The organism is Sagittula sp. SSi028, assembly GCF_048553715.1.
Taxonomy (GTDB): Bacteria; Pseudomonadota; Alphaproteobacteria; order Rhodobacterales; family Rhodobacteraceae; genus Sagittula.
The window spans coordinates 65,760-85,345 of the sequence record NZ_JBLZNC010000010.1; the positions used below are offsets into that span (position 1 = coordinate 65,760).

At 63.5% G+C, this 19,586-nt stretch carries 20 protein-coding genes; 13 read left to right on the forward strand and 7 right to left on the reverse strand.

Annotation, left to right across the window (positions count from 1 at the left end):
- The first annotated feature begins 29 nt into the window (after positions 1 to 29).
- Complete coding sequence (locus ACN5AZ_RS16515; RefSeq protein ID WP_419430009.1) at positions 30 to 1,052, forward strand: GSU2403 family nucleotidyltransferase fold protein; 1,023 nt, start codon at positions 30 to 32, stop codon at positions 1,050 to 1,052.
- Here ACN5AZ_RS16515 and ACN5AZ_RS16520 read toward each other — a convergent pair.
- A complete protein-coding gene (locus ACN5AZ_RS16520) occupies positions 1,049 to 1,693 on the reverse strand; it encodes an amidohydrolase family protein (RefSeq protein WP_419430010.1) in 645 nt (214 codons plus the stop codon). The two genes, ACN5AZ_RS16515 and ACN5AZ_RS16520, sit on opposite strands and share 4 nt — an antisense overlap.
- A 177-nt stretch (positions 1,694 to 1,870) precedes the next feature.
- Between ACN5AZ_RS16520 and ACN5AZ_RS16525 the strand changes: the two genes are divergently transcribed.
- Positions 1,871 to 2,335, forward strand: a complete 465-nt coding sequence (locus ACN5AZ_RS16525; protein ID WP_419430011.1) for an aldo/keto reductase — start codon at positions 1,871 to 1,873, stop codon at positions 2,333 to 2,335.
- A 4-nt stretch (positions 2,336 to 2,339) separates the two neighbouring features.
- Here ACN5AZ_RS16525 and ACN5AZ_RS16530 read toward each other — a convergent pair whose 3' ends face one another.
- Positions 2,340 to 3,242, reverse strand: a complete 903-nt coding sequence (locus tag ACN5AZ_RS16530) for an FCD domain-containing protein (protein WP_419430012.1) — start codon at positions 3,240 to 3,242, stop codon at positions 2,340 to 2,342.
- A 127-nt stretch (positions 3,243 to 3,369) separates the two neighbouring features.
- Between ACN5AZ_RS16530 and ACN5AZ_RS16535 the strand changes: the two genes are divergently transcribed.
- From ACN5AZ_RS16535 to ACN5AZ_RS16555, 5 genes are all read left to right on the forward strand, one after another.
- Positions 3,370 to 3,612 carry a hypothetical protein gene (locus ACN5AZ_RS16535; RefSeq protein WP_419430013.1) on the forward strand — a complete coding sequence of 81 codons (243 nt, stop codon included), beginning with the start codon at positions 3,370 to 3,372 and terminating at the stop codon, positions 3,610 to 3,612.
- 90 nt (positions 3,613 to 3,702) lie between these two features.
- Complete coding sequence (locus ACN5AZ_RS16540; protein WP_419430014.1) at positions 3,703 to 4,698, forward strand: substrate-binding domain-containing protein; 996 nt, start codon at positions 3,703 to 3,705, stop codon at positions 4,696 to 4,698.
- Positions 4,695 to 5,213, forward strand: coding sequence for a zinc-binding dehydrogenase (locus ACN5AZ_RS16545; RefSeq protein ID WP_419430015.1), 519 nt, complete (start codon positions 4,695 to 4,697; stop codon positions 5,211 to 5,213). The genes ACN5AZ_RS16540 and ACN5AZ_RS16545 overlap by 4 nt, the downstream gene beginning before the upstream one ends.
- An 11-nt stretch (positions 5,214 to 5,224) precedes the next feature.
- Positions 5,225 to 6,742: a UxaA family hydrolase gene (locus tag ACN5AZ_RS16550; RefSeq protein WP_419430016.1), complete on the forward strand. Its 1,518-nt coding sequence runs from the start codon at positions 5,225 to 5,227 to the stop codon at positions 6,740 to 6,742.
- A 21-nt stretch (positions 6,743 to 6,763) separates the two neighbouring features.
- Entirely contained in the window at positions 6,764 to 7,489 is a 726-nt protein-coding gene (locus ACN5AZ_RS16555) for an SDR family oxidoreductase (RefSeq protein WP_419430017.1), read from the forward strand.
- Positions 7,490 to 7,542: 53 nt separating this feature from the next.
- Here ACN5AZ_RS16555 and ACN5AZ_RS16560 read toward each other — a convergent pair whose 3' ends face one another.
- Positions 7,543 to 8,076 carry a ricin-type beta-trefoil lectin domain protein gene (locus ACN5AZ_RS16560; RefSeq protein ID WP_419430018.1) on the reverse strand — a complete coding sequence of 178 codons (534 nt, stop codon included), beginning with the start codon at positions 8,074 to 8,076 and terminating at the stop codon, positions 7,543 to 7,545.
- A 20-nt stretch (positions 8,077 to 8,096) separates the two neighbouring features.
- Positions 8,097 to 8,735 (reverse strand): PEBP family protein, encoded by a 639-nt coding sequence (locus tag ACN5AZ_RS16565; protein ID WP_419430019.1) that lies wholly within the window; start codon positions 8,733 to 8,735, stop codon positions 8,097 to 8,099.
- Positions 8,736 to 9,030: 295 nt separating this feature from the next.
- Between ACN5AZ_RS16565 and ACN5AZ_RS16570 the strand changes: the two genes are divergently transcribed.
- From ACN5AZ_RS16570 to mdoH, 6 genes are all read left to right on the forward strand, one after another.
- Positions 9,031 to 10,629, forward strand: a complete 1,599-nt coding sequence (locus ACN5AZ_RS16570; protein ID WP_419430020.1) for a thiamine pyrophosphate-binding protein — start codon at positions 9,031 to 9,033, stop codon at positions 10,627 to 10,629.
- Positions 10,613 to 11,824 carry a CaiB/BaiF CoA transferase family protein gene (locus ACN5AZ_RS16575; protein WP_419430021.1) on the forward strand — a complete coding sequence of 404 codons (1,212 nt, stop codon included), beginning with the start codon at positions 10,613 to 10,615 and terminating at the stop codon, positions 11,822 to 11,824. The genes ACN5AZ_RS16570 and ACN5AZ_RS16575 overlap by 17 nt, the downstream gene beginning before the upstream one ends.
- A gap of 106 nt (positions 11,825 to 11,930) precedes the next feature.
- On the forward strand, positions 11,931 to 13,295 hold the full coding sequence (locus tag ACN5AZ_RS16580) for a tetratricopeptide repeat protein (RefSeq protein ID WP_419430022.1): 1,365 nt from the start codon (positions 11,931 to 11,933) through the stop codon (positions 13,293 to 13,295).
- A gap of 17 nt (positions 13,296 to 13,312) precedes the next feature.
- Positions 13,313 to 14,581: an OpgC family protein gene (locus ACN5AZ_RS16585; protein ID WP_419430023.1), complete on the forward strand. Its 1,269-nt coding sequence runs from the start codon at positions 13,313 to 13,315 to the stop codon at positions 14,579 to 14,581.
- Complete coding sequence (locus ACN5AZ_RS16590; protein ID WP_419430024.1) at positions 14,568 to 16,088, forward strand: glucan biosynthesis protein; 1,521 nt, start codon at positions 14,568 to 14,570, stop codon at positions 16,086 to 16,088. The genes ACN5AZ_RS16585 and ACN5AZ_RS16590 overlap by 14 nt, the downstream gene beginning before the upstream one ends.
- A complete protein-coding gene (gene mdoH, locus ACN5AZ_RS16595; protein WP_419430025.1) occupies positions 16,064 to 17,980 on the forward strand; it encodes a glucans biosynthesis glucosyltransferase MdoH in 1,917 nt (638 codons plus the stop codon). Before ACN5AZ_RS16590 ends, mdoH begins: the two co-directional genes overlap by 25 nt.
- Positions 17,981 to 17,987: 7 nt before the next feature.
- On the opposite strand, the gene ACN5AZ_RS16600 is transcribed toward mdoH, so the two are convergent.
- The 3 genes from ACN5AZ_RS16600 to ACN5AZ_RS16610 are packed head-to-tail and all read right to left on the reverse strand — an operon-like array spanning position 17,988 to position 19,581.
- A complete protein-coding gene (locus ACN5AZ_RS16600) occupies positions 17,988 to 18,278 on the reverse strand; it encodes a hypothetical protein (protein WP_419430026.1) in 291 nt (96 codons plus the stop codon).
- The gene (locus ACN5AZ_RS16605) at positions 18,275 to 19,111 is read right to left on the reverse strand and encodes an alpha/beta hydrolase family esterase (RefSeq protein WP_419430027.1); all 837 of its coding nucleotides are present in this window, start codon (positions 19,109 to 19,111) and stop codon (positions 18,275 to 18,277) included. The genes ACN5AZ_RS16600 and ACN5AZ_RS16605 overlap by 4 nt, the downstream gene beginning before the upstream one ends.
- Positions 19,108 to 19,581: a rhodanese-like domain-containing protein gene (locus tag ACN5AZ_RS16610; RefSeq protein WP_419430028.1), complete on the reverse strand. Its 474-nt coding sequence runs from the start codon at positions 19,579 to 19,581 to the stop codon at positions 19,108 to 19,110. The genes ACN5AZ_RS16605 and ACN5AZ_RS16610 overlap by 4 nt, the downstream gene beginning before the upstream one ends.
- Positions 19,582 to 19,586: the final 5 nt, after the last annotated feature.

The following is a 19,586-nucleotide window of genomic DNA, read 5'->3' on the forward strand; positions in this document are numbered from 1 at the left end:
TGTTTAGTAACGCGGGGAGAGGGCAGCTTATGGCGGATTTGCGAAGCGGCGCGCGCTCGGCCTATTCGGATTTGCTGCGCCTGCTGCAAGACGACAGAGTGGGGGCGCTGCGCGGCTCTGTGCGGTCAAAAACCATCGGTGGCAAGCTGCATTGGTACAGCACCGAACGCATCGGGCGGGACCTGAAATGGTGGTACATCGGCCCCGACACCGACGACACGCGCCACAGGATCGACCAGCTGCGGCATTTGCAGGAACAGGCCCCTGACCGCAGGCGGGAACGGGCACGTCTGGTGCGCCTGCTGCGCGCCGAAGGGTTGACGCCCATGGACCGCGAAACCGGCAGCCTGCTGTACAACATGGCCAAGGTCGGCACCTTCCGCTTGGGCGGGACGTTGATCGGCACCCATGCCTTTCGCCTGATGGAGGGGGAGCTGGGCGTGACCCTGCCGCAAGATGGGGCCGAAACCACCGGTGATGTGGACATTGCACAGTTTGAGCGGCTGTCACTGGCCCTTGGCGATCAGGTGGAACCGTCGTTGGCCGACACGTTTTCCGCGCTGAAGTTTGACCCCATCGACGGGCTGGACCGCAACAGCGTCTGGCGTTGGCAGCAGGCGAAATCGGGCACGCTGATCGAATTTCTCACCCCGTCGTTCGAAGAGGACGAAGGCATCAAGGCGCTGCCTGCTTTGGGCGTCAAAGCCCGCGCGCTGCACCACCTGAATTATCTGATTGCGGACCCGATCCCGGCGGCGGCGCTCTACCGCGAAGGGGTGCTGGTGCAGATCCCGCGGCCCGAACGCTTTGCCATTCACAAGCTGATCGTCGCGGATCGCAGGCGCGAAGGCCCTGACGCAGACAAGGCGCATAAGGACCGGCGGCAGGCGGCGTGGCTGATCGAACAGATGGCCGACGACCGCCCCGCCGATCTGTGGGAGGCCTACAGCGACGCCCTGTCACGCGGTCCGAAATGGCGCGCACGCATCGAAAGCACGCTGAAACGCATGCCGGACACGCAGGCCCTGTTGGACGACTGCGCCGAGGGCTAACCCTTCGTTTCAATCGAGGTGGAACACCTCCTCCATCGCGGCCCACCATTCGCCAGCCCCGACAGTTTGCACATGATCTGCGGGTGACGGGCCAGTGTGGCCATACCCTGCCGCCAGTCCGGGCCTGGGTCATTCCCGTCAAAACGCGGTTTCGCGCAGTGATCGATGACGATGGACAGATCCGGCAACTGGCGGGCCAGCGTCTCGATCACCGCCAGATGCCGCGGCGTGATCAATGCATCCAGCCGCAGACCGGCATTCGCCACCGCACGCAAGCCGCGCAACACATCCTCGCGCAGGATCCAGTCTGTGTCGTCGATGTCCTGCAGCATGGGGCGAACCCCCTTCAGCCGAGGATGGGCGATCTGCTGCAGTTGCGCGGGCACATCGCCGCCAAGGTCCACCCAGCCGACCACCCCGCGCACCAGTGGCGTCTGATCCGCCAGTTCCAGCAAAAAGCGGGTCTCTGCCAATGTGGGCGCGGCCTGCACCACAACCGTACCCGTCACCCCGGCGGCACGGGCCAATGGCGCAAGATCCTCGGGCAGCAGATCGCGCCGGATCTGCGCCACGCTGTCATCCATCCAGGTGTAATCCCCCCGGTTGATCCGCCAAAAATGCTGATGCGCGTCGATGATCACGGTTTTTCCTTGCGTCGTGAATTGTTCTAAATAATAACAAACCGAAAAGGGAGGCCCGTCAATGTCTAATTCCTGCGTTGTGCAATTCGGCTCTAACCGGCTCTTGCAAGCCCACGCGGATCTGTCTCTGGCCGATCCCGCCTGTGTTGCGGCGCTCGAAGCAACAGGAGGCATCCAATGACCCCGCAAGACATCGGCACAACAGGCGTGCGCGTCAGCCCGCTGGCCTTTGGCTGCGCCAGCATCGGCAATCTGTATCGCGCCACCACGGATGCCAAGGCGCAGGCCGTTCTGCACAGCGCGTGGGCGGCGGGATTGCGCTATTTTGACACTGCGCCACATTACGGGCGCGGCCTGTCCGAGATGCGGCTGGGGAGCTTTCTGGCGGACCACCCAGATGTGGTGGTGTCCACCAAGGTCGGGCGCGTCCTGTCGCCCGCAAAACAGCCGATTGCCGAGGCCGACGGCTTTGTCGCGCCCGCGCAAAACGGTGTGCGCTATGACTATTCCGGCGACGGGATCGAAGAGAGCTTTGAGCAAAGCTGCCAGCGGTTGGGACGCGACCGTATCGACATTTTGTATGTGCATGACCTCGGCGAATACACCCACGGGGCGGAACAGTTCGACGCCCTGTTTGCGTGATCCGTCAGCCCAGATCGTGATGGCGCAGCGATGACAGCAAGGTGGTTTTGGACGTCCGCAAATGGCGTTGCGCCGCTTGGCGCGCGGCCTCTGCATCGCGGGCTTCCAGCGCATCAATGATGGCCAGATGTTCGTCAATGGCGGCGGCGTTGCGGTCCTTTTCCTCTGTCTTATCCCACATGTAATGATAGTGGAAAATCAAAGAGATCACCTTTTGAAACTCGGCAATAAACCGGTTCGAGACCACCGAATTCAGCGCGCGGTGGAACCGCTCGTCGAGCTTCGAGAAGGCGTGGAAATCCGTATCAATTGCCGCACGCAGGGCCAGATGGTCGTGCCGTAGCTCTGCCAGCTTGGCCCAGACCGGATGATCCACCGGGGCCTCGACCACATGGGCGATGGCGTTTAATTCCAGCACCGACCGGAAATCCGACAGCTCGATCGCAAAATCCTTGGTAAAGCCCAGCAGCATCCAGCCCCCTTGTGGGCGGCGCGACACCAGCCCGAAACGGCTGAGACCGGCGAGGAATTCCTTAAAATCATGCTGGGGCACGTCAAAGGTGCGCGACAGTTCCGCCACCGACAGCGGGGTGTTTGCGGGCACATCGAACCGCAGCACCCAGTCCAGAAACCTCTGTTCCAGATCGCGCCGGTCCTGCGCCGCTTCGGGCAGGGACATGCGATCGGCCTTCACCGGATGGCGCAACAGGTGTTTGTCCCGCCCCTCCCATGAAATCAGCCCGTTGTCCTGCATCTGCGCCAGACAGCGCCGGATCACCGTGCGGCTGACGCCCACCTTTTCCGCAAGCCGCGTTTCCGACGGGATGGAGGCGTCGATGCCCAGAGCCTCACAAAAGGTGAGGATATCGTTATAGGCCTCTCTGAAGCGTGTGTCCGTGCGCGCCATGGCAGATCCTGTCGATTGCGGCCTGTGGGCCAATGTTCTTGTTCATTATTATAAAAAACATTTGACAGGAATCAAGCTGAACCGTTTATGTACTAAATAATTAAATTCCGGTCCAAGGGGGAGCGTCATGTCTCAAGCCATCAAAACCGCCCAAGGGGGTGCGCCCCTGATCGGCCTGATGCCCGGCGCAGCCAAGCTGCACCGGCTGAGCGCCTTGATGACGCTGCTTTTGCTGATTGCGGGCTTTGCCTTTGCCAGCCCTGCGTTCTTTTCGGTCAACAACGGGCTGACGGTGCTGTTGCAGACCTCTGTGATCGGGCTGTTGGGGATCGGCGCGGTCTGGATCGACCAGATGCGCAACAGGCGCTGACGGTCACAGACGGATGCCCACCTGCAGAGGAGGCAGGGGCGCACCCCCGTCCAAACACGATCAACCCCAATCTCAGTGGAGGAGAATGAGATGCGTGGCTTGATACTAGGTATGCTGGCGTCCGCGCTGGCCATGACAGCGGAGCTGGCCCAGGCGGGCGAAATCGCGGTCATCGTGAAAACCACCGGCTCGAACTTCTGGCAGAACGTGAACAAAGGCGCAGAAGCCGCGATTGCCGCGCAATCGGAACACAGCTTCAGCTTTGACGGCCCCGCCACCGACAGCGCCCTGACCGAGACGGCGGAAGGCACCTTTCAGGCGTTTCTGTCCACCGACAACTGTGGCGCCGGCGAGGAAGTCGCCAAGCGCATGATTGACGAGACAGGCACCACCGGCAAGGTTGCCGTTATGTCCTATGTGGCGGGCGTCGGGTCTGAAATCGGGCGTGTGGGCTGTTTCCCGGGCTATCTCGCGGCGCATTCCGATCTGGAAATTGTTGGTCCCTATTATTCACAAAGCCAGATGGCTTTGGCGCTGAACCAGACGACGGATATTCTTGCCTCCAACCCCGATCTGGTCGGCATCTTCGGGGCCAATGAACCCACCGCCGCGGGCATGGGGCGCGCCATCATGCAGGCGGGCAAGGCCGGAGATCTGGTCGCCCTCGGCTTTGATGGCAACGAGGATTTGCAGCAGTTTGTGCGCGACGGGCTGATGGAAGCCACCGCCGTGCAGGGCTCTTTCGTGAGGGGAGAGATGGGGGTCAACGCCATTGCGCGGGCCATCTATTTCGACACCCGCATCCTGATCATGGACGAACCGACAGCGGCGCTTGGGCCGTCGGAGACCGCGATGGTGGCCGATCTGATTCGCCAGCTTCAGGCCGAGGGCATCGGCATTCTGCTGGTCAGCCACGACATGCATGATGTGTTTGAACTCTGCGACCGCGTGGTGGTGATGAACAAGGGCACGCTGGTAGGGGCGCATCACATTGACGAGGTGACCAAGGACGACGTTCTCAGCCTGATCGTCAAGGGCGAGCTGCCCGCCGACTGGTCCGCCCGCAATCTGGAGGCGGCCCAATGAAAGACACCCCCACGGATACGATGACCTGCGGTGTCTGCCTTGAGCCGGGCCGCTTTGGTCTGGAACAACGCGCGCGCCCCATCGGCATCGGCACCGCGCTGTTTGCACGGATCGCCGGGGCAGAAGTGCATATGATGGATCTCAGCCCCGACCGGCTGGCCACCGTGTCGCGGCTGTTCGGCTTTGACGTGGTGTTCGATGCCACCGGCAACGCCAAGGCGATCGAGGCGGGCTTTGCCCTCGTGGCGCATGGCGGCGTCAGCGTTCTGGTCAGCGTGGTCAAGGATCACATCACCTTTGCCGACACGGAATTCCACAAACGCGAAAGCCAGATCATCGGCAGCCGCAACGCCCTGCGCGCGGATTTCGACCACGTGATGACGGCCATGCGCGCAGGCCAGATCCCGACGGATGCCCTGCTGTCCGACGTCATGCCGCTGGCCGATCTGCCCGCCCGTTTTGCCGCCATCGCCACAGACCGCAGCCATCTGGTCAAGGTGCTGGTGACGCCGTGAAAGATACTGATATGACTGAAAGCCCCTTTGCGCTCTGCCTGCATGCAGCGGACAATGTGCTGGTCGCCCTGCGCGCCATTCCCGCAGGGACCGCATTGCCGCAGGGTGTCACCACCCGTGATGTGATCCCCGCAGGCCATAAACTTGCGCTGCGTGATACAGACGCGGGGGCCGTTATCGTCAAATACGGCCAGATCATCGGCACAACGACCGAAGCCATTCGGGCGGGCGCGCATGTGCACGTGCATAACCTTGGTATGGGCGCGCATAAGCAGGACTATGACTTTGGTGCCGCTGCGCAGGCTCTGCCACCGATCGATCCCCCCGCGCAATTCCAGGGCTTCCACCGCCCGTCAGGCCGTGTGGGCACACGCAACTATCTGGGCATTCTAACTTCGGTGAATTGCGCAGGCTCCGTGGCGCGTTTCATCGCGCAGGCGGCAGAGCGGGCGAACCTGTTGGACGTCTTTCCGAATGTGGACGGCATCGTGCCGATTGTGCATGGCTCCGGCTGCGGCATGTCGGGCAAGGGCGAGGGGTACGACACCCTGTTCCGGACGCTGGCCGGTTACGGGCACAGTGCGAATTTCGGCGCGATCCTGATGGTGGGCTTGGGCTGCGAGGTGATGCAGATCCCCGACCTGATCGACCGCAAAGCGTTAAAGGACAGCGCGCGCTTTCGCTATATGACCATCCAGACCGAAGGGGGCACCGCCGCCACCGTGGATCGCGGGCTGGGCCTGCTGCGCGAGCTTGCTGCCGAGGCGAACAAGGCCACCCGCGCCCCCGCTCCGGCCAGCGCGCTTGTTCTGGGGATGCAATGCGGCGGCTCGGACGGCTATTCCGGCATCACCGCCAATCCCGCGCTCGGGGTCGCGTCGGACCTTCTGGTGCGGCATGGCGGCACCTCGATCCTGTCCGAGACGTCAGAGATCTATGGTGCGGAACACCTGCTGACGCGCCGCGCGGTCGATGCCGCGACCGGCCATAAGCTGATTGATCTGATCGACTGGTGGGAGGATTACACCGCCCGCAACTTTGGCGAGATGGACAACAACCCCTCGCCGGGCAACAAACGCGGCGGGCTGACCACGATCCTTGAGAAATCGCTGGGGGCCGTGGCCAAGGGCGGCAGCGCGCCGCTGGCAGGGGTGTATAAATTCGCCGAACCCATCGACAGGCCCGGTTTCGTGTTCATGGACAGCCCCGGCTACGATCCCTGTTCGGTCACGGGACAGACCGCATCGGGGGCCAATCTGATCGCCTTTACCACCGGACGGGGCAGCGTGTCGGGCTATCAGCCGGTGCCCTCGATCAAAATCGCCTCCAACCCCGATCTGTGGCGGCGGATGCAGACCGATATGGATGTGAACTGCGGCGATATTCTGGAGGGCGTCACCCTGCAGGACAAAGGGCAGGAGATCTTTGACCTGATGCTGCGCACGGCCTCTGGCGCGCAAACCAAAAGCGAGGCGCAGGGCTTTGGCGCGGTGGAATTTGTGCCATGGCAAATCGGGGCGGTGATGTGATGCCCAAAGACAGGAGAGACCATGAGTTTTGATCTGACAGGCCAGCGCGTGCTGGTGACCGCCGCCGCGCAGGGCATTGGCCGCGCCAGCGCCGAGGCCTTTGTCCGCGCCGGTGCCAGCGTGTTGGCGACCGATCTCAACGAAAGCGGGCTGGCCACGCTGACCGGCTGTGACACCGCCCGACTGGACGTGCTGAATGCGGCCTCTGTGGCGCAGGTCTGCGCACAGGCGGGGCCGGTTGATGTGTTGTTCAACTGCGCGGGGTTCGTTCACGGCGGCACCGTGCTGGACTGCACCGAAGACGAGCTGGATTTCGCCTTTGATCTGAATGTGAAATCCATGATCCGCATGGTGCAGGCCGTGCTGCCGGGCATGGTGGACCGCGGATCGGGCGCGATCATCAACATGTCCTCGGTCGCCTCGTCGGTCAAAGGCGTGCCGAACCGCTGCGTCTATTCCACAACCAAGGCCGCTGTGCTGGGGCTGACGAAATCCATCGCCGCCGATTACGTGGCCAGTGGCATCCGCTGCAATGCAATCTGCCCCGGCACGGTGCAATCGCCCTCGCTCGACGACCGTCTGGCGGCAACCGGCGATTACGACACGGCACGGGCGGATTTCATCGCGCGCCAACCGCTTGGCCGGATCGCCGAGGCGTCAGAGATCGCTGACCTTGCGGTCTACCTAGCGGCGGCCACCTACACCACGGGGCAGGCGCATTGCATTGACGGGGGCTGGGCGCTGTAAACCGCGCCATATCTGCGCCCCGCCACATCCGGCGGGACGCAGATCACTGCGGTTTAGTCAGCGGTGCGATAGGCCCAGGTCTGCGACGCAGCCGCATCGTCGGAACAGGCCGCAAGGGTCAGCTCCTTGATCTGGTTTTCCTGACTGCGGCCAAAGCGCGTGTCCTCGCCCAAGGTCAGGCACAGCGTCTCGTCAGCGGCGGGCGAAATCACGCCTTCGCCGTCAAAAACAAACTGCTGCGCGTCAGATCCGTCACAATCGACCAGCTCCAGTTCCGCCCCGGCGGCAAGGTCGACAGGCTGCATACAGACGTCAAACTCGGGCATATAGAACACGCCATCCGCGAATTGGTCGGAATCAAATCCCTGATCGACAAAGATCTCGCCCTTGGGGCTGTAGCAGGTGTGCCCTTGCAGACCCGCCGCCGGATCGGCCTGCGCGCCTTGGCCGCCAGAGATATCGATGCAGTAGCCGTTCTGGATATTGTCCAGCTTGTCTGTGGCGTAGACCTCGACCGTGTCAGCAAAAGCAGCACCGGCGCACAGGGACGCCGCGACTGCAGTGATGGAAAGTGTCTTGGTAAACATATTAGGTTCCCTTGTTAGGATTAGTTAACGGTCAAACGGCACAGCACCGTGTTGCTTTGTTCCAGATCCGGCCCCCAGATGAACTGTGCCTCGGGGGTCCAGTCGACCTCGGTGTAGCCGAATTTCGGGTCGACCTCGGCGGCGGAGAAGACGCTTGCCGCAGGCCAGTCGCTGGCGTCGAACTCTGCAAGATCCCATCCCTCGGGCGCGTCTTCGGCGGCAAAGCCACAGGCCCCTTCACCGGCGACCGGATCGGCCACATCCTCGCATGACTTATCCAGCGGCGCGGTATGGATCACCTTGCACTGCCACGCGGCGTCGCTGACCGCCGCAATCGCGCCGTCCCCATCGCGGATCTGCAGGATCACACCGCCGTCGCCCATCTGCTGGCGGCGCGTGCCGATGTATTCCAGCCCTGTGTCGTTCTCTTTGAAATCCTTGGCGATCAGCCCGATGGTAAAGGGGCGCTCTGCCTCGAAGGTAAAGCTTTCCTTGTTGAACGACCGCTCCGTGGTGATGGGCACGCTGTCGGTTGCCACGACCTCGCCATCAATATGCATCTCGAACCAGTTGTCGGCCCAGACATCAGCGGAAAAGGTTTCGGCCTGCGCCGCTATGGGCAGGACCAAGAGGCAAGCAGGGATCAGACGGTGAGGCATGGCGCGACCTTTTATTGCAAAGTACCTTTACCACGGGTCAACGCGGAATTTCCGTCGCGCGATCCCGAAAAAATTCTCTCACCAGCGTTTTACAATCCTGCCGTGTACGGATCGTGACCCGCTGCCCGCTATCGGTAAAACTTTACCGACTAAGCAGAGCGAATTCCGGCGCGCTCAATCAAACGGAAACCTCTCGGGCGGTAGCCGTTCACCTGTGGATGACGTTTGCGTGGGGTGGGCTTGTTCGGCAGGGGGCGATCATGCACCAGTTGCGCAAACAACAATAGGATGAACCATGCGCGCAGCGGACGTTATCGCCAAACGGCTGTATGAACAGGGATGCCGCTATGCCTTTGGCATGCCGGGCGGCGAGGTGCTGACCCTTCTGGATGCTTTGGACAAGGCGGGGATCGAATTCATCCTGTGCCGCCACGAGAACGCCGCCGGTTTCATGGCAGAGGCCACGTATCACCGCACCGGCGCGCCGGGCATCTTGTTGGCCACCGTGGGGCCGGGGGCGCTGAACGGGATCAACGTGGTGGAAAACGCCCGTCAGGACCGTGTGCCGATGATCGTGCTGACCGGCTGCGTCGATGCGGATACGGCGCAGGTCTACACCCATCAGGTGCTGGACCAGCCGCAGGTGTTCCGCCCGATCACCAAGGGCAGCTTTACCCTAACCGCAGGGGCCGCGCATGTGATCATCGACAAGGCGCTTGGCCTCGCCACGCAAGGGCGGCCCGGTCCTGTGCATATCGACGTGCCGATTTCCGTGGCCGACGCGCCGGCCGACGGGGGCGGTACGTTGCGCCCGCCCGCCCTGCCCACCGCGCCTGCCGGTCCTGCCGTGGACGCCATCCGACACAGTCTGGCAGGGGCCAAACGCCCGCTGATTGTCGCCGGTCTGGATGTTCTGTCCGATGAGGGGGCCAAGATTGTCACCCGCGCCGCCGAAACGCTGCAGGCCCCCGTCATCACCACCTACAAGGCCAAGGGGCTGCTGCCGGAAAACCACCCGCTTTCCTTGGGCGGCGCCGGTCTGTCGCCCAAAGCGGACCAGATCCTGCTGCCGCTGATCGCGCAGGCGGATGTGGTCCTGTGCATCGGCTACGATCCGATCGAGATGCGGCAGGGGTGGACCAACCCGTGGGACCCCGCGCGCCAGACGGTCATCGACGTGACCGCCGTGCCCAATGACCATTACATGCACCACGCCACCTACAACATTGTCGGCGATCCGGTGCACAGTGTGGCCGCGCTGTTGCCCGAGGCACCGCTTACCGGCTGGGACATCCCCGCCGCGGCCGAGGCCAAGACCGCGATGCAACAGGCCTTTGCCCCCTCCGACACATGGGGACCGTCGCAGGCCATCGCCATTTGCGGGGATATGCTGCCCAAGGACACGCTGATCACCGCCGACAGTGGCGCACACCGGATCTTGTTGTCGCAAATGTGGGAATGTCGCTTTCCGCGCGCGCTGACGCAATCCTCGGGGTTTTGCACCATGGGCTGCGCCGTCCCGCTGGCCATCGGCGCCAAGCTGGCGGACCGCGACCGCACGGTTGTCTCCTTCAGCGGGGATGCCGGGTTCCTGATGGTGGTCGGAGAGCTGGCCACCGCCGCCGAACAGGGGCTCGCCCCGATTTTCGTGGTCTTCGTCGACGCCTCGCTGGCGCTGATCGAACTGAAACAGCGCGGACGCCAGATGAAAAACGTGGGCGTCGATTTCCAGGGCACGGATATGGCCGCGCTTGGCCGCGCCTTCGGGGGCAACGGCGTGTCGGTGCGCGATGCGGACGGGCTGCGTCAGGCATTGACCGATGCCATGAGCGCGGAAACCTTTACGGTGATTGCGGTTCACATCGACAGGCAGGCCTATGACGGAAGCTTCTGACACGCCCGGCGCGCTGGACGGGGTTCTGGTGCTGGATCTGTCGCGGATCCTTGCCGGACCGACCGCAACACAGATGCTGGGCGATCTTGGCGCCACGGTGATCAAGATCGAAAACCCCAAAACCGGCGGCGATGACACCCGACGATGGGGGCCGCCTTACGTGGACACGCCCGACGGGCAAAGCGATCTGAGCGCCTATTTCCTTGCGGCCAACCGCAACAAGTTCTCCGTCGCCGCCGACCTTTCCACGCCAGAGGGGCAGGCATTGGTCCGCCAGATCGCGGCGCAGGCGCAGATCGTTGTCGAAAACTACAAACCCGGCGGGCTGATGAAATACGGGCTGGATTACGACAGCCTGCGCCAGATCAATCCCGCGCTGGTCTATTGTTCCATATCAGGCTTTGGCCAAACCGGTCCGAACCGGGACCGCCCGGGCTATGATCTGATGGCGCAGGGCTTTGGCGGTATCATGTCGATCACCGGCGCGCCGGATGGCCCCCCGATGAAAGTCGGCGTGGGCATCGCGGATGTCATGTGCGGGATGTATGCGACCATCGGCATTCTGGCCGCGCTCCGCCACGCCGAGGCCACCGGCGACGGGCAACAGATCGACCTCGCGCTGGTGGACAGCCAGATGGCTTGGCTGGTGAACGAGGGGACAAATACGCTGGTCTCCGGCACGCCACCGCAGCGCCGTGGCAACGGTCATCCCAACATCGTGCCCTATGATGTCTTTGCCACGCAGGACGGCCACATCATTCTGGCGGTCGGAAATGACGGACAGTTTCAGGCGTTTTGCAAGGGAATCGACCGGCCCGATCTGGCAGCCGACCCGCGCTTTGCAACAAATCCGTTGCGCATCGAGCACCGCGAACAGTTGACCGGTCTCATTTCTGTAACACTTGCCGAAATGGGCAGCGCCGATTTGTTACAAAAGCTGCGCGACCACGGCGTGCCCTCCGGCCCGATCCACCGCATCGACGAGGCGTTGCACTCCGATCAGGCCCAAGCGCGCGGCGCTGTGGTGCAAATTCAGGCAGATACCAGCGCCGGACACGTCGATTTACTGGGAAATCCGCTGAAAATGTCTCGAACACCGGTGAGATACGCCAAAGCGCCGCCGCGTTTCGGCGCAGACACCGACGACCTGAAACGCCTGTTGGATCAAGCCCGCGGACCGTCATCCTCACGGTAAATTCATTGACCGATCACGTTTCGGGAGGTCACGGGCAGGTGAAACGATGTTTTAGATAGGTCGCGCTATCCACGTTGCAGACAGGTCAACGATGGAAGGCGTTTCAATGCGAACCGACATAAGCACCAGCGACATCAGTCTGGATGACGACAAGGCGTTGCATCACTGGAACGGAGTCATCCACGGGGTGTTGTCGCACGGGCAGGCCACCGGCGACCATCTTGCCGCGCTGACCACACAGGCCCCTGATTTTGCCATGGGCCACGCGATGAAGGGGCTGGCCTGTCTGATGCTGGGCCGCCGCGAACTGTTTGACGCGGCACAGGCCGCAAGTGACGCAGCCACCCGCGCCCTGTCCTTGGGCGGGGCCACCGCACGCGAACGCCTGTGGTGTCAGGCGTTGCAGGATTGGCTGGCGGGCGCACCCTCGCAGTCGATTGCCCGCATGGAAGAGGCGATGCGCCTCAACCCCGCCGACACCATCAGCATGAAACTGTCCCATGGCATCCGGTTCATGCTGGGCGACAACCACGGCATGTTGCGCTCCGTCGACCGTGTCATTGGCGCCCATGATCACAGCCACCCTCTGTATGGCTACGCCTTGGGCTGCCGGGCCTTCGCGCTCGAGGAAGTGGGCCGCTATGACGAGGCGGAGCAGACCGGACGGCGCGGTCTGGACTTTGCCCGCGACGACGCATGGGGGCTGCACGCGGTCGCCCATGTCTATGACATGACCCATATGACCGAACAGGGGATCGCGCTGATCGACGGCTTCCCCGACGCGTGGTCGCACTGCAACAACTTCCGGTTCCATGTCTGGTGGCACAAGGCGCTGCTGCACCTTGACCAAGGCGACATTGCCACTGTTCTGGATCTGTACGACACCAAGATCCGGGATGAGAAAACCGACGACTACCGCGACTTCTCCAACGCGTCCTCGCTGCTTGTCCGGCTCGAACTTGAGGGCGTCGATGTGGGGGACCGCTGGGTGGAACTGGCGACGCTGGCCGCCAAACGCAGCGACGATGGCTGTCTGACCTTTGCCGACATGCACTATATGCTGGCGCTCATGGGGGACACCGACAGCGGCGCCGCGGGTCGCCTGACCGCCCGCATGGCGCAAAGCGCGCAGATTGATGACGACATCGGCCGTGTCATGCAAAGCCCCGGTCTGGCCCTGTCGCACGGGCTGGAATGCTTTGGCGAGGCGGATTACGCCACGGCCTTCGCCCAGTTGCATGCCGCGCAACCGCATTTTCAGGCCATGGGCGGAAGCCACGCACAGCGCGACGTCTTTGAACGCCTCACGATCGAGGCAGGCCTGCGCGCGGGCCGCATCGATGACACCGAACGGCTGATTCTGGCCCGCACCGCCCTGCGCGGCGGCCATGAGGACAGCTTTGCCGCCGCACGCATGGGCCAGATCGCCCAGATGCGCCGCGCTCAGGCGGTTTCGACCGCCGCCGAATAAGACGGACACCGACCCAGATGACCACTGCTGACACCAACATGCTGTCCCCGTCACGGGCGACAACCGCCACGCCCGCGTCCAAGCGCACGCGCGACATCCGGCTGGATTTCTTTCGGGGCATCGCGATGTTTATCATCCTCTTCGCCCATACGCCGGGCAACCCGTGGACCAGCTGGATTCCCGCCCGCTGGGGATTTTCCGACGCGACCGAGATGTTCGTGTTCTGCTCTGGCATGGCCAGTGCCATTGCCTTTGGCGCGACCTTTGATCGGGCGGGCATGGTGCTGGGCACTGCGCGGGTGGGCTTTCGCATATGGCAGGTCTACTGGGCGCATGTGGGCCTGTTCTTTGCCACCACGGCGCTGGTGGTCTTTCTGACCGACCTCGAGATCACCAGCCAGAACTACTGGGGCAACCTGAACCTGTGGATGCTGTTCACCGAAAGCGACCGCTGGGAAAACCCCAATATCCTGTTCAGTTTCATGACCTTGCAATGGGTGCCGAACCTGTTCGACATCCTGCCGATGTATATGGTCATTCTGGCCATGATGCCTGCGGTGATCGCCTTGGCGCGGGTGCATTTCGGGCTGGTGGTGATCGCTTCGGTCACTGTCTGGCTGCTGGCGCAACGGGCGCTGACAGACACGCTTGGCCTGCCGTATCTGAACTTCTCCGCCGAGCCTTGGCTGCGCGATGATGGCAGCCAACGACAGTGGTTTCTCAACCCCTTTGGCTGGCAGCTGATCTTTTTCACGGGCTTTGCCTTTATGCGCGGCTGGATTCCCAAACCGCCCGTCTCCGCATGGCTGATCGGTCTGGCCTTGGCCATCGTGCTGCTGAACATCCCGTTTTCAAACATCGGCGTGCGTGAATTCGGCTTTGACTTTGCCCGCAACTGGCGCGCGGACAACGGCCAGTGGTTCTCCAAATCCGACCACGGCATCCTGCGCTTTGTGCAGTTTATGGCGCTGGCCTATCTCGCGTGGGTCATCGCAGGGGACAAGGGCGCGCGTATTCGCGCAGGCTCCGGCACGCTGTCGCACCTGTGGCAGCCGACGTTGGCCATGCTGCTCAAGGTCGGGCAGCAATCGCTGGCGGTGTTTGTCGTCTCGATCGTGGTGGGCCGCCTGAACGGTGCCATTCTCGACATCATCGGGCGGGACTGGATGACTGTGACCTTGGTGAACCTGTTCGGCATGACCGTTCTGGTGACCACCGCCTATGTCGCGGGCTGGATGAAATCGCAGCCGTGGCGCGTGAAGGGGCCTGCCCATGCTGCGGCGTGAGTTTCTGGGCCTGCTGGGCGCGCTGACCGCCAGCCCGACATTCGCACAACAGGCCGAGCCGGGGTTGCAACTGGGCCGCGCCACGCCCTTTGCGCCCAAGAATGTGGTCGATCTCGCACGGCGCAGGGCGCAAAGCCGCTACGTCCCGCCCCAACCTGTGCCCGCGCCATGGACCAACATCAGCTACGAGGATTACACCGCGATCTGGTTTGACGGGCGCAATGCCCTGTGGCGATCAGAGGCCGACACCCCCCTGCGGATGGATGTCTTTGCGCCGGGTCTGTATTTCGCAACGCCGGTCGATATCTCGGTGGTGGACGGTGGGCACCAGCGGCCTTTGCGCTTTGATCTGGACGTGTTTGACAAGACCGACCGTTTCCCCGATCTGCCCGTCGATGACAGCTTGGGCTATTCTGGGCTGCGCCTGCGGGCCGAGCTGGAACGTCCCGGTATCTTTCAGGAATTCGCCGTCTTTCAGGGGGCGAGCTATTTCCGCGCCATCGGCACGGGCGACATCTACGGTCTGTCCGCGCGCGGTCTGGCCATCGACACCGCCGCGCCCGAAGGGGAGGAGTTCCCCGATTTCCGGGCCTTCTGGATCGAGAAGCCTGCGCCGGGGCAGGACACCTTCACCGTGCATGCGCTGCTCGACAGCCCAAGCGTGACCGGCGCCTACCGGTTCAAAATCACCCCCGGCCAGCCCTTGGTGATGCAGGTCACGGCCCATCTGTTCCCGCGTCGTGATCTGGACAACGTGGGGATCGCGCCGCTGACATCGATGTTCCAATACGACCAGACGAACCGCGCGCGCTTTACCGACTGGCGACCGGCGGTGCATGACAGCGACGGGCTGCTGATCAACAACGGGGCGGGCGAAACCATCTGGAGACCGCTTGCCAACCCTGAAACGCTACAAATCAGCGCCTTTGTCGACGAGACACCCAAAGGCTTTGGCCTGATGCAGCGCGCCCGCCGGTACAGCGATTTCACCGATCTCGAGGCGCAGTATCACCGCAGGCCCGGCGCGTGGATCGAACCCTTGGGCGATTGGGGGCAGGGGTCGGTGGCACTGGTCGAAATCCCGACCCCGTCCGAGGTCTTTGATAATATCGTCTGCTACTGGCGGCCCGCAGGTGGCTTGGCCGCCGGATCGGAACACCGTTTTGATTATTTGCTGACCTGGGGCGCGGATGTCGCCTATGGCAAGGGGCTGATCGTGCTGAACACGGCCATCGGGTCGGCCTTTGACAATGACGGGATCATCGCGGTTATCGATTTCGCTGATGGACCAAACGTGCCGCAGGATCTGTCGCAGCTCGACATTGTGGTCAACGCCAGCGCCGGAGAGGCATCAAGCGGTGTGGTGCAGCGCAATCCCGAAACCGGCGGTCCGCGACTGGCCTTCAAATTCCACCCGGGCACCGCCCGGCTGATCGAATTTCGCGCCCAACTGCGCCTCAACGGTCAACCGCTGACGGAAACATGGCTGTATCGATGGACCGCATGACAGAGTACGCCCGCGCAGACATGCCGCCGCGCGCGCCCTTGCAGATGCAACCGCAAAGCTTTGGCAGACCGGCGGCACAGCGCGCGCAGGCCCAGCCCCGCGACCCGCGCCATTGGCTGTGGCGGGCGGCGGCATTCATCCCGACCGTGCTGGTTACCATCGCGATCTGCGTGTCCGTCACCGATTATCTGGGGCAAGGCGGTGTGTCCGTGATCGAGGCAACCGCCGTGGGCCTGATTGCGCTGAGCACCGTGTGGCTGGTGTTCGCGGCCAGTTCGGCCTGTCTGGGCGTGGTGCGTTTTGCGCGCCAGCCCGACCTGCCGCCGCAACGGCCTGCCACGGTCCAAGAGATCGCCATGCTGCTGCCCATCTATAACGAGACCCCGTGGGATGTGTTCGGCAACGCCGCTGCCATGCTGCGCGAGCTGCAAAGCATATCCGGTGACCGGTTTACCCTGTTCATCCTCAGCGACACCCGCGACCCGAGCGTGGCCGCGCTGGAGGAGCGCGCCTTTGCCGCCCTGCAGGCCGATGCCAGCGGCCCCGCGCAGGTGTTCTATCGCCGCCGTGCGCAGAACACTGACAAAAAGGTCGGCAATATCGCGGACTGGATCGAAAACTGGGGCGCGGCCTATGACGCCATGCTGGTGCTGGATGCGGACAGTTTGATGAGCGGCCACGCCATCCGGCAACTGGCCGATGCGCTGGCCGCCGATCCCGACGCCGGCCTGATCCAAAGCCGCCCCGTCCTGATCGGGGCCGAGACCCTATTTGGCCGCGTTCAGCAATTCTCGAACGCGGTCTATGGCTGGCTGGTGGCTGAAGGCGTGGCAAGCTGGTCGCAGGACGAGGGCAACTATTGGGGCCATAACGCCATCATCCGCACCCGCGCCTTTGCCCAAAGCGCGCGCCTCCCCTATCTGCGCGGCTTTCGCGGGCGGGATAAGCTGCTGCTCAGTCACGATTTTATCGAGGCGGGCATGCTCCGTCGCGCGGGATGGCGCGTGCGTCTGCTGCCCCGTGTGACCGGCTCATACGAAGAAACACCGCAGACCCTGATCGATCACGCCTTGCGCGACCGCCGCTGGTGTCTGGGCAATATGCAGCACCTGCGCCTGCTGGCCGCGCGCGGCTTTCACCCGATCACGCGGCTGCATCTGCTGCAGGGGGCGCTGTCCTTTCTGATGTCGCCGGTCTGGCTGGCCGCGCTGGTGATCTGGGCGCTGGTCGGCATCACCGATGACACGCCGGTCAGCTATTTCTCGCCCAGCAATCCGCTCATTCCCACCTGGCCAGAGGCGATGGACGACACAATCGGCTGGTTCTTTCTGTTGTTCATCTACGGGATGCTTTTGTTCCCGAAACTGATTGGCGCGGCGCTGTTCGGGATGCGCCCGCGCACACGGATCGCCTATGGATCTGGCCGAGTTTATCTTGGCTCGATTTGTGTCGAATTGCTGCTGTCGGTGCTTTATGCGCCCATCACCATGGTGCAGCAGACGACGGCCACGCTCTACGCGGTTCTGGGAAAATCCGCAGGATGGGCGCCGCAAAACCGCAGCGGCGGCCAATACGGTTGGGGCGAAACCCTGCGCTTTCACTGGGTCGAGACGCTATTGGGGGTGGTGATCCTTGGCGGGATGTATGCAGGCCACGTGCCCGCCCTGATCGCGCCCATTGCGATAAGCCTGATGGGGGCCGTGCCCCTGTCGCGGCTGAGCGGCTGGCGCGTCACCGATGCCTCTGCCCGCGTGCTGCGGCTGGACACACCGCACAGCCTGCGCGAACCCGCCATCGTGCGCACCGCCCGACAGGAACGCGCCAGACTGCGCCGCCTGCTGGACGGTCAAACAGTCCCCGCAGAGCCTGCCGCAACCATTGCCGCTGAATGAACCCGACTTAGGGGCAGGTGTTGCGCACGACCGCGACCGCCCCCAAGACCAGCAACGGCAGCGCAAAAGCGCGGTAGCTGACCTGCAGCGTAAAGCCCAGATAGGCCGCGAAAGAACCGTTGAACAGCAACAGGCTCTCTTCGATTGAGCCGCCGTTGAACCCGCCCACCGTCTTGATCCCCACCAACACGGCAAAGCTCAGCCCAGCCGCCACGAGGTAGCCCCAGACACCCCAGCGCGGGGTCAGCACAAACCCCAAACCACCGGCCACAAGCGTCACCAAAACCAATGTCATCATAGCGTCTCAAACCAATCCATTACGAGCGCGGACCACCCCTCGGGCACCACATGTCCGCCGGGGAATATTGCCAGTTCCAGCGCGCTGTCCGGCGCACATCGGTCCCATGCGCGGCGCAGGAACGGGCCGTCGGTTTCAAACCGGTCGGCACGCAGATGCACGCAGGCGTTGGCCCTTCGCCAGATCTGCAGCGCGGCAAAGATATCGCCCTGCGCGCGTGCGGTCGGGTCGGTGATCGGCACGCGGTTCACCACACGTCCCTCCAGCGGCACCGTGCCATCGGTCCAGCCATGGGTGTGCAACATTTTCACCGGACCCGCGCAGCTTTCGGGGTGGGGGCGCCAGAAATTCCCGCCAAGCGGCGCATAGGCGGCAAAGCTGTCGGGCGCGAGGCAGGCGGTATAGGCCACCATGGACCCGCCGATGGAAAACCCGCCAAGGATCATCTTCGCGGGGTCCAGCCCGAACCGCGCTGCCGCATCGTCACGCACCGCTGTCAGAAAGTCCACGTCCTGCATCTGCTGCCCCGTGGACGGGTGGAACCGCCACGACCGACCAGAGCGCCCCGCGCGCGGCACGCCATCCGGCGCGATCACGGCAAAGCCACGGTCGAGGTAACCGTCAACCATCCGCGACACCCGCAGCGCCCCCGCGCCAGAGCCGCCCCAGCCGTGCAAATAGACCACCGCGCCCTCGGGCGGTGTGTCGGGCAGCGCGATGTAGTAATCGCGCCCATCCACGCTGCAGGCGGTGTCTGTGGAACAGGCCACCGCCTGTTGCCCGAAACTCATCCCTGCCATCAGGCCCAAAGCCCGCAAAATGCCCGTTCTCATGGCCTGTCCACCGGCAACCCGCGTTTCAGCCAGCCCGGACCGGCACGGCTGCCCAACATGCCTTCGGGAACATCGATAATGGGCGAGACCCCCTCGGCCTCGAACAGTTGCGTCACCCGGGCAGAGCGCACCCCGCGCGCGCAGATCACGGCCACCGGCTGCTGCGCATGGCGCCGCGCCACCAGCACGGCGGACACGAAATCCGACCGCCGCATATCAATGCCCACGGCGTTTTGCGGCAGGCCCGTGGCCTGCCATTCATCCGGTCTGCGCACATCCACCAGCAGGATATCGCCCTTTGCGGCGGCCTCTAACGCCTCTGGCGGGGTCATCACCCCGGCCTCCTGCGCGCGCGAAAATCGCGTCTGCACAACCAAGACACCCCCGCCCAACAGGGCGAGGGTCCCGATCCCCAACACGCGGCGACGCGTGACGCCGCCACGTGGGGATTGATCCGTATCGCGGTCCAAAACCG

Excerpts from the sequence above, each read along its gene's own strand:
- ACN5AZ_RS16540 (WP_419430014.1), top strand. The coding sequence starts at position 3,703 with ATGCGTGGCTTGATACTAGGTATGCTGGCGTCCGCGCTGGCCATGACA.
- ACN5AZ_RS16530 (WP_419430012.1), bottom strand. The coding sequence starts at position 3,242 with ATGGCGCGCACGGACACACGCTTCAGAGAGGCCTATAACGATATCCTC.
- ACN5AZ_RS16590 (WP_419430024.1), top strand. The coding sequence starts at position 14,568 with ATGCTGCGGCGTGAGTTTCTGGGCCTGCTGGGCGCGCTGACCGCCAGC.
- mdoH (WP_419430025.1), top strand. The coding sequence starts at position 16,064 with ATGGCTGTATCGATGGACCGCATGACAGAGTACGCCCGCGCAGACATG.
- ACN5AZ_RS16585 (WP_419430023.1), top strand. The coding sequence starts at position 13,313 with ATGACCACTGCTGACACCAACATGCTGTCCCCGTCACGGGCGACAACC.
- ACN5AZ_RS16565 (WP_419430019.1), bottom strand. The coding sequence starts at position 8,735 with ATGCCTCACCGTCTGATCCCTGCTTGCCTCTTGGTCCTGCCCATAGCG.
- ACN5AZ_RS16605 (WP_419430027.1), bottom strand. The coding sequence starts at position 19,111 with ATGAGAACGGGCATTTTGCGGGCTTTGGGCCTGATGGCAGGGATGAGT.
- ACN5AZ_RS16560 (WP_419430018.1), bottom strand. The coding sequence starts at position 8,076 with ATGTTTACCAAGACACTTTCCATCACTGCAGTCGCGGCGTCCCTGTGC.
- ACN5AZ_RS16545 (WP_419430015.1), top strand. The coding sequence starts at position 4,695 with ATGAAAGACACCCCCACGGATACGATGACCTGCGGTGTCTGCCTTGAG.
- ACN5AZ_RS16550 (WP_419430016.1), top strand. The coding sequence starts at position 5,225 with ATGACTGAAAGCCCCTTTGCGCTCTGCCTGCATGCAGCGGACAATGTG.
- ACN5AZ_RS16555 (WP_419430017.1), top strand. The coding sequence starts at position 6,764 with ATGAGTTTTGATCTGACAGGCCAGCGCGTGCTGGTGACCGCCGCCGCG.
- ACN5AZ_RS16525 (WP_419430011.1), top strand. The coding sequence starts at position 1,871 with ATGACCCCGCAAGACATCGGCACAACAGGCGTGCGCGTCAGCCCGCTG.
- ACN5AZ_RS16535 (WP_419430013.1), top strand. The coding sequence starts at position 3,370 with ATGTCTCAAGCCATCAAAACCGCCCAAGGGGGTGCGCCCCTGATCGGC.
- ACN5AZ_RS16570 (WP_419430020.1), top strand. The coding sequence starts at position 9,031 with ATGCGCGCAGCGGACGTTATCGCCAAACGGCTGTATGAACAGGGATGC.
- ACN5AZ_RS16515 (WP_419430009.1), top strand. The coding sequence starts at position 30 with ATGGCGGATTTGCGAAGCGGCGCGCGCTCGGCCTATTCGGATTTGCTG.
- ACN5AZ_RS16575 (WP_419430021.1), top strand. The coding sequence starts at position 10,613 with ATGACGGAAGCTTCTGACACGCCCGGCGCGCTGGACGGGGTTCTGGTG.
- ACN5AZ_RS16600 (WP_419430026.1), bottom strand. The coding sequence starts at position 18,278 with ATGATGACATTGGTTTTGGTGACGCTTGTGGCCGGTGGTTTGGGGTTT.
- ACN5AZ_RS16580 (WP_419430022.1), top strand. The coding sequence starts at position 11,931 with ATGCGAACCGACATAAGCACCAGCGACATCAGTCTGGATGACGACAAG.